We start from the raw sequence: 14,249 nt of genomic DNA, 5'->3' as shown, positions 1-14,249 counted from the left end.
GTAACGAATGTTGTAAACGCTTTAACATATTCAAACCATACAAAATTGAAAGCTTTTTTTTGCGCAGATTGTACAGAACCGGATTGACACACTAACCTATTGAACTCTTGTTAACAGCATTGACATTTTAGCTAAAACCGCATCTTCAAAGCGGCGAAGATCCAGACCCGTTTCCTGTTTGAAGCGGTCTAACCGGTATAACAGCGTATTGCGATGAATATACAGGCGTCGCGCCGTTTCGCTGATATTCAAATTCATTTGGAAAAACATCTCGATCGTCTTTCTCATTTCTTCATTGAGAAACATTTCCGGAAACGGGAACCTGGACAGAAAAGTTTCTGCAACATCGGCGTCCAGGCTTTGCAATAATTGCTCCAGCCCCAGATTCCATGAAGCATAAACAGTGCGGTCCGGATGAAATTTTCGTCCGAGCCGGTAGCTGTGAAGCATATGCACCCACATGTTTTTTACCTCTTGAGGTGAAGAAATCGCCCGATGAACCACGATTCTCACCTTTTTCCCGCCCTCATTGACCACCGCTTCCGCCAGGCCTTCCGCTGCCTGAACCAGGTTCTCATCACGTTCATCCACGGAATGCTCCTCTTCGGTCAGACGGACTTCAGGTGTGAAGATGACCCATTCCCGTCCATCCATGGGAATGATCCATGCTTGTTGTTCATCAAAGTATCCTTCCAGTAATGTTTCTATCTCAGCCCGGCCGGGCTCGTCCAATTCAGCTTCAAATACCAGCAAAAAAGGGACCCGCGTATTCCAGTCAAGCTGCAACACTTCCTCCGGGAAAAACAGATCTTCTTCCTCTCTTGCCGCTTTCAGCCAACGGGCCAATGAACATCCCTGCTCATCTTCACGGGAAACCCCTCCCTCTCCCGCCTGTTCAAGGATTAGTTGCACCAGTGCCTGTTCTCTCTCATTGAGCGGAGATTCGATGCAGATCACTTTTTTGGAGGGCAATACAAACAATGGACCATGATGATCTTCCGAAGACGGTGAATCAGCTATTCTGATTTTTGTATGCAACGTTTGTTCTAATCTGCGGATTATTTTTGCATCTAAGTCACTTGTTCTCATTGCAGCACCTCACTGCCGGACTGAAATCCCTTAAACCCATTATACCAGCAGGTTGTGAGGAAGATGTAACGGAAGCGGCTCCATTTTTTGTCACATTTTGGACAACTATTTTTCTGCTAAAACGGATCACAAAAAAATGATCACAGGCGAATAAATAGATGAGTGGGTTTTTGGTAATACATAATCCATCATCAAGATCCATTCAAAAATTCCATATTCTCCAAAGGGGATGAAGTATTTGAAGCGTTATGCAGCTCTATTTATTACACTGGCGCTCGTTTTCGCCATCCTGCCATTTTCCGCACCTGTTGCATCTGCGGAAGAAAATAAAACAGAAGTAAAAGTTGATCTTTCTCTCGACTTATTTAAATTGACCGGCGTATGCCAAGTTGGAAATGACACAGTTAAATTACGTGTTAAAAGCCTGTTTAAAAGTGATGTCGATGTTACTCTCACCCGTGAAAGTGACGGTAAAGAAGTAAAAGTAACTGCAAAAGCAAATGCCAGCACTAATGTGAAACTTCCTCTCGGCAGCAAGGATGATGTCTGGAAGCTTACTGTTCCCGGAGTAGAAGGATTCCTCACAGTAAATTTGGGTGAAATCAAATCATGTAAAGACAAGCCTGGCGATGATAAACCTGGTGATAAGCCCGGTAATGGTGACAAACCTGGTGACAAGCCCGGTGAAGAGCCTGGTGATAATCCTGGCGAAGAACCTGGTGATAACCCCGGAGATCAGCCACAACCTTGCAAAGAGCCGTCTGAAGATGATTTCCGCGAAATCAATGTAGACCTTAAGCAAGAAGGAAACAAAGTGAAAGTGACTGCCAAACTGCCTGGTAAAGAGGCAGAAGGTACCTGGTATATTGTAGCCGGCGGAATTGAGTCAGAAGTACCGGAAGTGACTCATAAAGCTGAAGGTGTTAAAGGAACCACCTTTACCTATGAATTTGATGTAAACAAATTACCGGCTGGTGAAAATGGTCTAATCGTTGCTTTTGAAGGAACCATCGATGGCCAAAACTGCTCCTATGGAGTCGGTTATGTTGACTTCACAGTTGATGAAGACAAAGTTCAAAACCCTGCAAATCCAAAACCAAACCCGGGCAAAGGGAAGCAAGACCTTGACAAAATCAAAGGCGGAAAACTGCCAAAAACCGCTACCACTTATCCGACAGGTGCCCTTGCAGGACTTCTGTTGCTGATCGTTGGTGTCGGTATGCTGAAATTCCGTCGCGCTTAATTAATATCTGAACCCTGAGGGATGTGCTTTTAAGCGCATCCTTTTTTTACATAATTTGGAACTATCATTTCAGACTGAACTGAACAAAAAAATGCGCTTTCCTGCGAATAAATAATTGGGAGGATTTTCACGAAGCTGCAAAGAAAAGAGCATTTGCTCAAGGGGAAGGTGACAGGCAGACCGGTCAATGGATTTGCCGATACCGATCTGCCTGTGATCCATCATTTATGCGTAGTAAGCGGGACATTAAACTCCTGAAAATCTATTGCTGTCGTCCTCAGGGACCAAAAAAGTGTATGATAAATATACAACTGTTTTTGTTATCACCGAAAATAAAACAAAATGACTGAAGGGGTGAATTCTTATGAACCGGAAACTGGCCTGGCTTTTGATCACCGTTGGTGCCGTGGTCCTTTTCTATAATGCCTATCTATGGTGGGGGCAAATCCGCATCGCGGTGATGGACCCGAAATTAGCCAGGTCCATTTCGGATGACTGGGATGACCGTTCTTACCTTCCCGCTTTGACCAAAGTGGGAGAAACAAAACAAACATCCCCCGTAACACATATGGGTGACAAAATTGGAGAGCTGGTCATCCCGAAATTGGGAGCGATTTTGCCCATTGTAGAAGGCACGGATGACAAATCGCTGAAAAAAGGGGTTGGCCTGTATAGGGGATTCGGCACTGTAAAACCGAATCAAACCGGCCATGTCGTTCTCTCCGGCCATCGGGACACCGTCTTTCGCAATGTAGGCAAACTGGTAGACGGAGATAAATTATTTGTCAAATTTAACGGGAGTGTTTATACCTACCAGATTCGGAAGCGGTGGGTGACACATGCAGAAGACCGCACTGTTATTGTACCGATTAATCGCCCGGTCCTGTCATTGACAACCTGTTATCCCTTTGACTATGTCGGGGACGCTCCGGACCGCTATATTATCCAGGCCGACCTGGTAAAAGTGGAGACCGGGAAAAATTACGCGCTGGAAGGTCGATAAAACAGGATTCGAGTGGATCGCAGCAAAAGAAAGCTGCGCAGACAGGAAAGGGTGTGCCGAAAGCAGCACACCCTTTTGTTCTTTTCTTTTTTAATCCAGGATCGCATTCATGATCCACGACAGTACGGTCAGCAGCAGGGCTCCCAAAAAGGCAGGAACAAAACCGCCCACTTCAAATCCCTCAACGAAATATCCCGTCAACCAAAAGAGAAGAGCGTTGATAACAAAAGTGAATAAACCAAGAGTGGCAATATTAAGAGGCAGGGTCAACAGTAGAATGAGCGGGCGGATCACCAGGTTGATCAGTCCCAGGATCAAAGCTGCCAGAAAGGCGGTACCCAAGTTTTCCACTTGAATCCCGGGAATCCACTGAAACTGGGCTACTAAAAATACGGCTAATGTATTGACCAGAAGCTTTATGAGCCAACTCATATCATCTCCTCCTTCATTTATTATGCCATGCATGTTCCTACCTTTGTTTGCACAAGCTTTTATTAGTGTTTACAATTCCCCCCCATCGGCTTTCCTTAAACTCAAAGGAAATGATTTTTCCGAAAAAAGCATTCCCTATTAAACTCTAACCCAGGATATGTTAATCTCTTTTTATGTAAAATTCGCCCTCTCATCACAGTTCCCTGTTTTCAACCGGCAAATGAAAGTCTCCGGTACTGAAATACATAGTTGCAGCCATTTATGCATATAAGGAGTGAATATCCAGTGAAATTAGGCATGATCGGCTTAGGTAAAATGGGATATAACCTGGTTCTCAATTGTCTGGATCACGGGCACGAAGTAGTTGCATTTGATGTACACCCGGAACCCGCACAAAAACTGGAGCAAAAAGGAGCGATTGCGGCGGCTTCCATCGAAGAGTTGGCCTCCAAACTTAAGCCGCCGCGCGTAGTATGGATGATGGTTCCTGCCGGGGAAACTGTTGACCTGGTATTGGAGCAGTTGGTTCCCCATCTCAGCCGGGGCGATATCGTGATTGACGGCGGCAATTCCAACTACAAGCACACCCTCGCCCGTGCGGAAAAATTGCAGGCCAACGGGCTTCATTATATGGATGTTGGAACATCAGGCGGAACCTCCGGCGCCCGTGAAGGCGGCTGCTTTATGATCGGCGGCAACCCGGAGTCCTTCCGATCCATTGAACCCATTTTTAAAGATATAGCCGTGAAAAACGGATACCTGTATGCGGGAGAAGTTGGAAGCGGACATTTTCTCAAAATGGTGCACAACGGCATTGAATACGGCATGATGCAAGCCATTGGCGAGGGCTTTGAAATTCTGGACAAGAGCCCATTCAATTACAACTATGAAGATGTGGCCCGCGTCTGGGCCAACGGTTCCGTCATCCGCGGCTGGCTGATGGAACTGACGCAAAATGCTTTCTCCAAAGACCCCAATCTGGAGGAGATTCGCGGTGTCATGCAGGCTTCCGGGGAAGGGCAATGGACAGTGGAAACGGCACTGGAACAAAAAGCTTCCGCCCCTGTCATCGCCATGTCTCTGTTCATGCGTTTCCGCTCATTGGAAGAGGATACCTTCCACGGCAAAGTGGTAGCCGCACTCCGCAACGAATTTGGCGGACACGCCGTGGTTAAAAAATAAAGTCAACCAGCTCCCTCGATCTTAAGGGAGCCTTTTTTATAAAAATTTTTCTCCCCTGTGAACCTCACCCGCCTTTTTTTTATCTAATAAGTAGTTTATAAGATAAGGAGGCTTTCTCTTGAACGTCGAAGCAGAGGTAAAATTGGCGCAAAAAGGGAATCGTGATGCTTTTGTCCACTTCATCCGCTATTACCAAGGAAGCCTTTACCGGGTGGCAAAGGCAATTTTGAACCTGGATGAAGATTGTGCTGATGCGATTCAGGATACGGTATTGAGTGCTTATCAATCCATACATAAGTTAAGGCAACCTGCTTATGCAAAAACATGGCTGATACGCATTTTAATCAATCAGTGTTATCAGATTTTAAGAAAGCGGAAGAAGATTATCTCTATCCAGGAAATAAGGGACATCCCCGCCGTCAGTAGGGAATCGGAATTGATTGAACTTAAAGAAGAGATCGAACAGTTAGAGGAACCACTGAGAATGGTCATTATTTTACATTATTTTGAGGATTTGCCCGTCAAAGAAATTGCCGGGGTACTCGGAATCCCTGAGGGAACAGTTAAGTCGCGTTTACATCGAGCCAGACAAGCGCTGGGGGACAGATGGAATTCTGCTGAAAGGGTGATCAGTGGTGAATAGATTCGAACAAAAGATAAAGGAGTTGTCTGTTCAGGAAAAGTCCGTGGAACTGCCTGACGTGGTGAGAGAAAGGCTGGATCAAACCCTGCAATCGTTGCCGGTAAAGAAAAGAAAATCGCCAATCATGCGGACCTTGCTCACCGGTTCAACAGCGGCAGCACTATTGATCGGGGGTACGATTGCCGCCGGTTATGTTTCACCCGCGATGGCCGAAACGCTTAAAAAGGTTCCGGTTATTGGCTCTGTGTTTGAAACAGCGGGGGATTACGGTTTGAAAACTGCCAATAAAAAAGGGTTGACCACAGCTGTCAATCAAGAGATTCAAGTAAGCGGGGGTACATTCAGGGTTTCTGAAGTTTTGTACGACGGAAACCGTTTATCGGTCGGTTTTGTGTACAAATCCAAAGATAAGCTAGATATTGACAAGTTATTTCATCATTTCAGTTTTGGATATAACGGAAAAAGATCATTTAGTGGAATGGGATTGTCAGGAGATCCAATTGACGAACACACATTTAATGGGATATTTAATTTAACCCCGGAGACAAAGCTGCCAAAAGAGTTTACCCTGAATTTATTTTACACTGACAAAAAAGCCAGTGATAACAAAGAGATAAAATTAGATATTCCAGTAAAAATATCTTCAAAGAAGAAAGTTTATACCATAAATAAATCCAAATCGGCAAAAGATGTAACAGTAACGGTGAAGAAAGTTACTTTTACCGATGCCTCAACTGAATTAATTGTAGAAACTAAACACCGTGACGCCAGAGATCGTTTTCCGTCCCTTCAATTTATGATGATCGATGACCGTGGCATTATCATTCAAAGATTAGAACAATCCGGTAGTAGCGTGCGGCCTGATGGAAATAACGTGATCAGTCATAAACTGACTTTTTCACCAATGAAGCGGATTCCCCGTTACGTCATCGTAAAACCTGTGGATTCCTCTGGTGTAAAGGTAAAGCTCCCAATTCCGTATAACAAAGTAAAAATGGATGATCTGCCCACGATCGAAAAGCCGGTTATTCTCTCACAAGGAAAAGCCGGAAGTTTACACATTAACCGGGTTGAATTTTTACCGAATAAAACAGTCGTTCATTATCAAGCACGCGGGAAAGAGCCGTTTGATCATTTTCATGATCTGCAGTTACAAGATGCCGCGGGGAAAAAATATCGGCCCATCAAACTTCCCAAAGTGGAGAACCCGGACACTTATTCGTTTGTAGCAGAGTTTACAGCCTGGAAAAAGAATGAGCCGTTAACCTTTGTGACGAGAGAGTTGCCTCTCAACATTCACCGGAATGATTTAGCGATTAAGGTTCCAATCCAAAAATAGGATTCAATCTGGTGAGGAATTCCTCCCTGAAGCCAATCATACGGAAAGAAAAAAGGACCGGTTTGCATCGGTCCTTTTCATTTTAAACCGTTTGGGTTGACCTCTCCTAACAGGCGGAAATATTGTCAGGCCCGCTCTGTTCCTCTATTTCATTCAATACGGAAATAAGCCTCTCCTCCAGTCTCCATTAACCCAAAATCGCCTTGTTCACAGTATTTTCTCATCCAAACCTTCAGTCACCCCACATCATGAATCCCCAGCTCTTCGGCAACGTTGGCTTTAGAATTCCTTGGAGCCTCATTTTTACTGCTTTCTTTTTGAGTTCAAAGCTGTATCTCTTGAATTTCTGCCCTTTCCTTGCCATGAAAATCATCCCTCAAAGTAATTTTCACAAACCAATATGAAATGGCAATCCATTATAAGCCATAAGGGAGAAGTTCCAATATATCAGTTCTTTCCGGTGACCCGTAACAACAGTGGATCTTGTGACATAAGTTATTTTGTCGGGGGGGATATTCGCACGGTCGGAATGTTTGCGAATTCAACCGTTTGACATTCTGTCACTAGTTCCTAGTTACGGTGCTGGTGCAATCAATTAATTGTATTTAAAAGGAAATTATCAAAATGAATCAGTTCAAAAAAGAACTGCAAAATCTGGAGTATGACGAGTACACGGCGGAGAAGGCGACGCCCTGGGAAAGTCAAGGCCAGTACGATGCTAATGTGTCTTTATGCGGCGGATTCGGTTTCCTTTGCTTTTTCGGATGCGGTTTCGGTTTCTTTTGCTCTTGCCGATGCGGATGCGGCTTCCGTTGTGCCTGCCGATGCTCTTGCCGAAGTGCTTGCGCTTGCCGATGAGGATGCGGTGTCGGTTGTTTCGTCGAATAGTTTCCTAACCGCGGTTACTTAATGAGAAGAGGTCGCCCCTGCAGAGACACGTTTTTGGGTTGGCAGGGGTTCTTCTCTATAAAATAAGGCATGTGGGACAAATAGCAGTACATAAGATTACACAGTGATAGTTCAGATTTGAGAAGTGCTCACGGTAAGGAGGCGCGGAATGTCAACTATAAACCCTTCTATGCGTTTGAAAACGAAAGGGGACACGTTTTTTATCCCTGATCCAAATGGCGGTGTCTATTTTCGGAACAACTCAGTCTCATTCCGTATGGAAGGAAGGACGATCTATCAGTGGATTGAAAAACTGATCCCCATGTTCAATGGAGAACACACGTTGGAGGAATTGACAGACGGATTGTCGGACCCATACCGGGACAGGGTATATGAAATTGCCGAATTGTTGTACCAAAACGGTTTTGTTCAGGATGTGAGCCAGGACCGTCCGCATCAATTGGCAAATGAGGTTCTCAAAAAGTATGCTCCTCAGATTAAGTTTTTGGATAGTTTCGGCGACTCGGGTGCTTACCGTTTTCAGACCTATCGTCAGGCTAAAGTGTTGGCGGTCGGCAGTGGTCCATTTTTTGTTTCGTTGGTTGCGGCATTGTTCGAATCCGGATTGCCCAGGTTCCACGTTCTGGTCACAGACTCGGTGCCTACTAATCGGCAGCGGATGGAGGAACTTGCGGAATATGCCCGCAAAACAGACTCCGAGGTGACTCTGGAGGAGGTCACCCCGCGGAAGGAGAGGGTTAATTCCTGGCAGGAGGCTGTGCGGATGTTTGATGCGATTTTGTACGTGTCGCAGCAGAGCGATGTCGAGGAGCTCAGAGTTCTTCATGCGATTTGTCGAGAGGAAAAGAAGGTGTTTCTCCCTGCTGTCTGTCTGCAGCAAATGGGACTGGCAGGTCCGCTGGTTCATCCAGACTCTGAGGGCTGCTGGGAATCGGCCTGGCGTCGTATACACAAATCCGTGCTTTGCAAAGACCCGCAGTTGCACACTTTCTCTTCCACAGCAGGAGCTATGCTGGCCAACGTGATCGTGTTTGAATTATTCAAAACGGTTACGGGAATCACCCAGTCGGAAAAGAATAAATTCTTCCTGCTGGATCTGGAAACGCTGGAAGGGAACTGGCATTGTTTCATCCCCCACCCTTTGGTGACCCGACATGCAGCAGCCGAACGGGTGCAAGATCTCGATCTGCGGCTCAAACGGAGTTCGGTCAAAAGTGAGTCGAACGGATTGCTTCCTGCCTTCAGCCGGTTGACATCAGCCCAATCAGGGATTTTCCATATCTGGGAGGAGGGGGACTTAAAGCAGCTTCCGTTGGCTCAGTGCCGCGTTCAAGCAGCCGATCCGTTGTCGGAGGGACCTGCTGATCTGTTGCCGGAGCTTGTCTGTACAGGTCTGACACATGAGGAGGCACGACGGGAAGCCGGGTTGGCCGGGATTGAAGCGTATCTGTCGCGCATGCTTGGTCTGCTCGTTACCACTCATCCCTCACAACAGGAAGTAGAGGGCAGGATGGAAGCACCGGAAGGATTTGTCGGCGTAGGAGCGGGGGAAACTGTGGCTGAAGGCGTTTGTCGCGGGTTGCAAAAGTGTTTGACCGAGGAGCTGAGGAAGCAACAGACCGATCAAAAGCCTTCTGTCCTTCGAGTGCAGTTAAGTGCGGTAGAAGATGAACGTTGCCGGTTTTATTTAGAGACATTAACCACGATCAAAGGAATACCTGTGATTGGCCTGGCAGAGGAAGTATTCGGATTTCCTGTGGTGTGGGTAGGGACGGATGGCAGCTGGTATGGCAGTGCAGGTTTGAACATGACAACAGCCTTGCAGAAGGCGTTGCAACAGGCCCTGTTCAAGGCACAAAACCATGCGGTGTGCCCCTCGACGCAAGCGTTAGAGGTTTCGTCCGTGTTTCTGGAAGAAAAGGCGCCGCAAAGACTTGTGATCCCCGCGTGTGAAGAAGCCGGACAATCGGAGTTGCTGCAGTCCGCCTTGCAGATCTTGAATCGGAACCGCAAGCGGCTCATGGTGTTCGATCTGGCAGTGGAGCCGTTTTTGAAAGAGGAACTTGGAGCAGTGTTTGGCGTGTTGGTGCGAGAGGAGGAATCCCGGTGAGTGCAGTTGTACTGGTTGTCGGTGAAGGGTTGTTGGCAGAATTTGTGTGTGGAGAACTATCCATGGAATACAAGGTCGTTCGTCAGACTGATTTGCAGGCAGGAGAACCGGAAACGGCGGATTTGGCACTGGTGTTGCACGATAGCTGGTATCCCTCCATTCATCATCACGCGGAAGAGGTGTTGCAAATAGCCGGCATTCCCTGGCTGCGCGGTTTCGTTTCCTTTGGTGAGGGTGTAGTCGGACCGCTGGTTCGGCCCGGTACGCCGGGGTGCTCCCAGTGTGCGGACATGCGACGACTCCTGGCAGGACGCGATCGCAAGGAGATGTGGGAGTTGCAACAGAGGCTGGCGGAACACGAGGGAATGCCGTGTGATGTGTGGGCATCACGCACGGGACTTTTGCAGATGACTCATCTGGTTGTGGCGGAGGCACAGAGGGTGTTGCAAGACAGACGGGCCCACTCGGAAGGACGGGTGTTTTTGATCAACCTGGAAACGTTAAAAAACTCACTCCATTTTTTTCTGCCCGACCCGCTCTGTCGGATTTGTGGTCAATTGCCTGATGATTCACCGACCTCAGCTCGAATTTCATTGCAACCAAGTCCGAAGATCAACGCGAACAGTTACCGCTGCCGTCCGATGGATGACCTGCAGGAAGTCCTGGTCAAAGACTATCTGGATGCCCGGACTGGCTTATTGAATGGCAAAATGCATGATCTTGTGTCACCGTTTGCCTGTGTGAGTGTGAATCAGCCGTTGTTCACGGCGGACGAAACATCATCAGGCCGGACCAATTCATATGCGGAAAGCGAGTTGACGGCCATTTTAGAAGCCCTGGAGCGATACGGCGGTCTGGCACCTCACGGCAAACGGACGGTGATTCACGACAGCTTCCAAAATCTTAAATATCAAGCTCTTAACCCTGTCAAGGTAGGGTTACACGCGAAGGAACAGTATGAGCGGCCTGGTTTTCCGTTCAAAGCGTTTGATCCTGACTACCCGATCGATTGGGTATGGGGCTATTCGTTTTTACAAGAGCGTCCGATTCTGGTTCCGGAGTTGCTCGCCTATTACAGCCTGGGCTGCAGGGATGGGTTTGTCTATGAAACTTCAAATGGATGCGCGTTAGGCGGAAGTTTGGAAGAGGCCATATTCTACGGCATTTTGGAAGTGGTGGAAAGGGATTCATTCCTTTTGACCTGGTATGCACAATTGCCTGTCCCGCGCCTTGACCCTTGTTCCGCTGACGATCTGGAATTGCGGTTGATGGTCGAGCGTGTGAAGGCGGTGGGGGGGTATGATCTGTATTTGTTTAACTCGACCATGGAAAACGGGATTCCAGCCGTCTGGGCGCTGGCGAAAAACAGGAAACAAAAGGGAGTGAATCTCATCTGTGCGGCCGGAGCTCATCTGGACCCGGTACGGGCGGCAAAATGCGCGATTCACGAGTTGGCCGCCATGATGCTCACACTTGACGATAAATTTGAGGCCAATCAGGAGAAGTATGTGCGAATGTTCCACGATCCCTCCCTGGTGCAGCAGATGGAGGATCATTCTATGCTGTACGGGTTGCCGCAAGCGCAGGAGCGGCTGCAATTTTTGCTCGATGAAGATCGCCCGTTACGAACGTTTGACGAGGAATTCAAGGGGCAGGCGAGACATGCGGACCTGACCGAAGATCTAAAGGACATTCTCCAGGTGTTCCGCCGCTTGAACCTCGATGTGATTGTGGTGGACCAGACCACACCGGAAATGATTCGAAACAGACTGCATTGCGTGAAAGTACTGATTCCGGGGATGCTGCCAATGACGTTCGGACATCACCTTACCCGCGTGGAAGGGCTGGAGAGGGTGTTGAAGGTACCAGTGGAGCTCGGGTATACACAGCAACCGCTGACGTTTGAACAGCTCAATCCACATCCACATCCGTTTCCATAAGCCGTGACAGGAGGGAGAAGGATGAGTCTGGATGTATTTCTGCACAATCTCCATTTTGACACTGACAAGATGACACCGACGGGCGAGGTGGACTGGAAAGACGCACCTCTTGCCTATAAGCTCTACCGTCGCCTGCCTGTGTTTCCCTTGTCTCCAGAAGTACCGCTGGCGCTCGAAGGACGAAAAGTACCCGCCAAGCCCGATGTTGACGAAATCGGCCATCTTCTCTGGTACGTATTTGGGCTGACTCAATTGTGCCAGTCTGCTTTTGCCCTGAATTCCACAGAAGAAAAGGAGGGGCTGATGCAGTGGAACCGACGGTTTGTTCCCTCTGGCGGGGCGTTGTATCCAAACGAATTGTACGTATATCTGAAAATGGAGGATTTGCCTGCCGGGGTTTACCATTATGATGTGGCACACCACCGCCTGGTATTGTTGCGCGAAGGCAATTTTGATTCATATCTGGCCCGGGTACTTGGCAATCGCTGTGACGTGTCGGCCTGTTTTGGGGCGGTATTTGTGTCGACCCTGTTTTGGAAAAATTTCTTTAAATATAATAACTTTTCCTACCGTTTGCAAGGTCTGGATGCTGGTGTACTGATCGGGCAATTGCTTGAAGCAGCAAAACGGTTTGGCTTTACCTCTGTAGTCTACTTCCAGTTTCTTGATCGGGCCGTCAACCATTTACTCGGTCTGTCCGAACAGGAGGAGAGCGTGTATGGCGTTATTCCGCTGTCGGTTAAACCAGCGATCTCCTGGTTTATTGATAGGAATGACGACAACGGGACTGTCTGCGCCGACGAATTATGCCGGGAACTGACAGCGGTTCAGCATGATCACTACGTCCGGTCGCTGAGGGTCATGGAATACCCGGTGCTGATCCAGATGAACGAAGCATCCAGGTTGGAATCAACGCGATCGTTTCGCCCGATCGGGATGGAGAACAGTGTTAACTGTGAGGGCCAGAGGCTGGCTCTGCCCCGTGTTAACCGATTGTCATATGACCTGGCGTCGGCCTGCCGTAAGCGGTTTTCTCCGGGGATGGACTTCGTTTTGCACAACGTAAGCCAACCGCAACTGGCCACTCTGTTACAAGAGGCCACAGCTTCCTTTTCCTATCAAAATGATCTGGACGGAACACAAGAGAAGCCCGTGTCCCGTGTCTCACTTTATGGCTGTTTGTACAACATTGAAGGCATTCCCGATGGTGCTTATCACTATGACGACACTGATCATGCCTTGCGGCGGATACGTCTCGGAGATCAACGCCCCTCGCTGCAACAGGGAATGTCTCTGCACAATGTAAATCTGTTCCAAGTTCCGCTCTGCTTACATGTGGCAGGGAAGCGGGATCACCTCAAAACGAAACTGGGGTACAGAGGATACCGCATCCAGCAAATGGAAGTCGGGATGCTCGTGCAGCGTTTACTGCTGGCCGCATCTGCTCTGGGGATGGGGGGACACCCCCTTCTCGGATTTGATGCCAGCTCATGTGATGAGATCTACCAGATGGCTCCGCAAGCTAAAACCAGCCTCATCCAAATCCCGGTCGGCCCTTACCGTCTTCCTCCCTGGTTGCAGGGATGTTTACATGGCTAGAGGGGCAATAAATCTCTGGGATAGGGTGCAAATAAAATCAATGAGAAGCATACACTCTTATCAGGTTAAAATAACGAATTGCATTTCGATTTTTCTTCTGTCGAATTCTTCGATCTCAACCCAGTTGGCTCACCAGGATTTCTTTCAATCGCTTGGAGCTACCTTGTGAAGAATCCCTCTTCCGGGGCCCTCCCTGTTATAGACAGCGGAAAAGGAATTAGGAGCCAAACATATTCTAATAACAAATTGAAGGACCGGTTTGGATCGGTCCTTTTCATTTTGAGCAGTTCGTTTGTCTAACGAGGAGAGAAACCGCCGATATGGTCATGCAGGATGATGGTTATGCAACGCTCTGTTCCTCTATTTCATTCAATACGGAAATAAGCCTCTCCTCCAGTTGTTGAGCCATGTTCTGCAATCCCTGGTCTTCCAGCAGCGGAAACACAGATGTGGGCCGGAGCAGCCCGAGGTGTGTTTTGTTACTGGTCTGGTCACGGTAGACAATGATTTTACACGGGAGAAAAAAACCGCTGTACCGGTTTTGGAGCAGCATTTTCTTGGTGAGTTCCGGGTGTGAGACTTCAAGAATCCAGTAATTTTGATCAAAACGGATTCCCTGTTCAAACAACTTGGTCGGAACCTCGTATTTCCAGAGAAGCTGGAGCTTTCGCTCCGCCAGTTTCTGTTCCAAACAGCGGATGGCTTCCTCCGGCGTTTTGTCCATCTTTACAATTTCGGAAAACATGGGAAGTCCCCCTTT

12 protein-coding genes are annotated in these 14,249 nt (G+C 47.9%); 9 read left to right on the top strand and 3 right to left on the bottom strand.

The genetic code is table 11. From position 1 onward, the window contains the following. Positions 1–96 precede the first annotated feature (96 nt). Positions 97–1,089, bottom strand: a complete 993-nt coding sequence (locus I8U27_RS14155) for a PucR family transcriptional regulator (RefSeq protein WP_181752624.1) — start codon at positions 1,087–1,089, stop codon at positions 97–99. Positions 1,090–1,327: 238 nt separating this feature from the next. Between I8U27_RS14155 and I8U27_RS14150 the strand changes: the two genes are divergently transcribed. Continuing rightward, entirely contained in the window at positions 1,328–2,332 is a 1,005-nt protein-coding gene (locus I8U27_RS14150) for a hypothetical protein (RefSeq protein WP_181752626.1), read from the top strand. A 364-nt stretch (positions 2,333–2,696) separates the two neighbouring features. After that, positions 2,697–3,335 carry a class D sortase gene (locus I8U27_RS14145; RefSeq protein WP_181752628.1) on the top strand — a complete coding sequence of 213 codons (639 nt, stop codon included), beginning with the start codon at positions 2,697–2,699 and terminating at the stop codon, positions 3,333–3,335. 90 nt (positions 3,336–3,425) lie between these two features. Here I8U27_RS14145 and I8U27_RS14140 read toward each other — a convergent pair whose 3' ends face one another. Continuing rightward, positions 3,426–3,767, bottom strand: a complete 342-nt coding sequence (locus tag I8U27_RS14140; protein WP_181752630.1) for a phage holin family protein — start codon at positions 3,765–3,767, stop codon at positions 3,426–3,428. A gap of 285 nt (positions 3,768–4,052) precedes the next feature. On the opposite strand from I8U27_RS14140, the gene gnd reads away from it, so the two are divergent. From gnd to I8U27_RS14105, 7 genes are all read left to right on the top strand, one after another. Next, positions 4,053–4,949, top strand: a complete 897-nt coding sequence (gene gnd / locus I8U27_RS14135; protein ID WP_181752632.1) for a phosphogluconate dehydrogenase (NAD(+)-dependent, decarboxylating) — start codon at positions 4,053–4,055, stop codon at positions 4,947–4,949. A gap of 118 nt (positions 4,950–5,067) precedes the next feature. After that, positions 5,068–5,592, top strand: coding sequence for a sigma-70 family RNA polymerase sigma factor (locus I8U27_RS14130; protein WP_181752634.1), 525 nt, complete (start codon positions 5,068–5,070; stop codon positions 5,590–5,592). Next, positions 5,585–6,931: a DUF4179 domain-containing protein gene (locus I8U27_RS14125; protein ID WP_181752636.1), complete on the top strand. Its 1,347-nt coding sequence runs from the start codon at positions 5,585–5,587 to the stop codon at positions 6,929–6,931. Before I8U27_RS14130 ends, I8U27_RS14125 begins: the two co-directional genes overlap by 8 nt. Positions 6,932–7,555: 624 nt before the next feature. After that, positions 7,556–7,789, top strand: a complete 234-nt coding sequence (locus I8U27_RS21410) for a heterocycloanthracin/sonorensin family bacteriocin (protein ID WP_181752638.1) — start codon at positions 7,556–7,558, stop codon at positions 7,787–7,789. Between the two features lie 199 nt (positions 7,790–7,988). Beyond that, complete coding sequence (locus I8U27_RS14115; protein WP_181752640.1) at positions 7,989–9,950, top strand: putative thiazole-containing bacteriocin maturation protein; 1,962 nt, start codon at positions 7,989–7,991, stop codon at positions 9,948–9,950. Then, complete coding sequence (locus I8U27_RS14110) at positions 9,947–11,890, top strand: TOMM precursor leader peptide-binding protein (RefSeq protein WP_181752642.1); 1,944 nt, start codon at positions 9,947–9,949, stop codon at positions 11,888–11,890. The genes I8U27_RS14115 and I8U27_RS14110 overlap by 4 nt, the downstream gene beginning before the upstream one ends. A gap of 21 nt (positions 11,891–11,911) precedes the next feature. Then, complete coding sequence (locus I8U27_RS14105) at positions 11,912–13,489, top strand: SagB family peptide dehydrogenase (protein ID WP_181752644.1); 1,578 nt, start codon at positions 11,912–11,914, stop codon at positions 13,487–13,489. 340 nt (positions 13,490–13,829) lie between these two features. Here the strand turns inward: I8U27_RS14105 and I8U27_RS14100 are convergent, their stop codons facing one another. After that, entirely contained in the window at positions 13,830–14,234 is a 405-nt protein-coding gene (locus I8U27_RS14100; RefSeq protein ID WP_181752646.1) for a DUF302 domain-containing protein, read from the bottom strand. Between the last annotated feature and the right edge of the window lie 15 nt (positions 14,235–14,249).

The organism is Paenactinomyces guangxiensis (assembly GCF_016055185.1).
GTDB classification, from domain to species: Bacteria; Bacillota; Bacilli; order Thermoactinomycetales; family Thermoactinomycetaceae; genus Paenactinomyces; species Paenactinomyces guangxiensis.
This window is presented reverse-complemented; position numbering and strand designations above follow the sequence as displayed.

Excerpts from the sequence above, each read along its gene's own strand:
- I8U27_RS14115 (WP_181752640.1), top strand. The coding sequence starts at position 7,989 with ATGTCAACTATAAACCCTTCTATGCGTTTGAAAACGAAAGGGGACACG.
- I8U27_RS14140 (WP_181752630.1), bottom strand. The coding sequence starts at position 3,767 with ATGAGTTGGCTCATAAAGCTTCTGGTCAATACATTAGCCGTATTTTTA.
- I8U27_RS14145 (WP_181752628.1), top strand. The coding sequence starts at position 2,697 with ATGAACCGGAAACTGGCCTGGCTTTTGATCACCGTTGGTGCCGTGGTC.
- I8U27_RS14105 (WP_181752644.1), top strand. The coding sequence starts at position 11,912 with ATGAGTCTGGATGTATTTCTGCACAATCTCCATTTTGACACTGACAAG.
- I8U27_RS14100 (WP_181752646.1), bottom strand. The coding sequence starts at position 14,234 with ATGTTTTCCGAAATTGTAAAGATGGACAAAACGCCGGAGGAAGCCATC.
- I8U27_RS21410 (WP_181752638.1), top strand. The coding sequence starts at position 7,556 with ATGAATCAGTTCAAAAAAGAACTGCAAAATCTGGAGTATGACGAGTAC.
- I8U27_RS14155 (WP_181752624.1), bottom strand. The coding sequence starts at position 1,089 with ATGAGAACAAGTGACTTAGATGCAAAAATAATCCGCAGATTAGAACAA.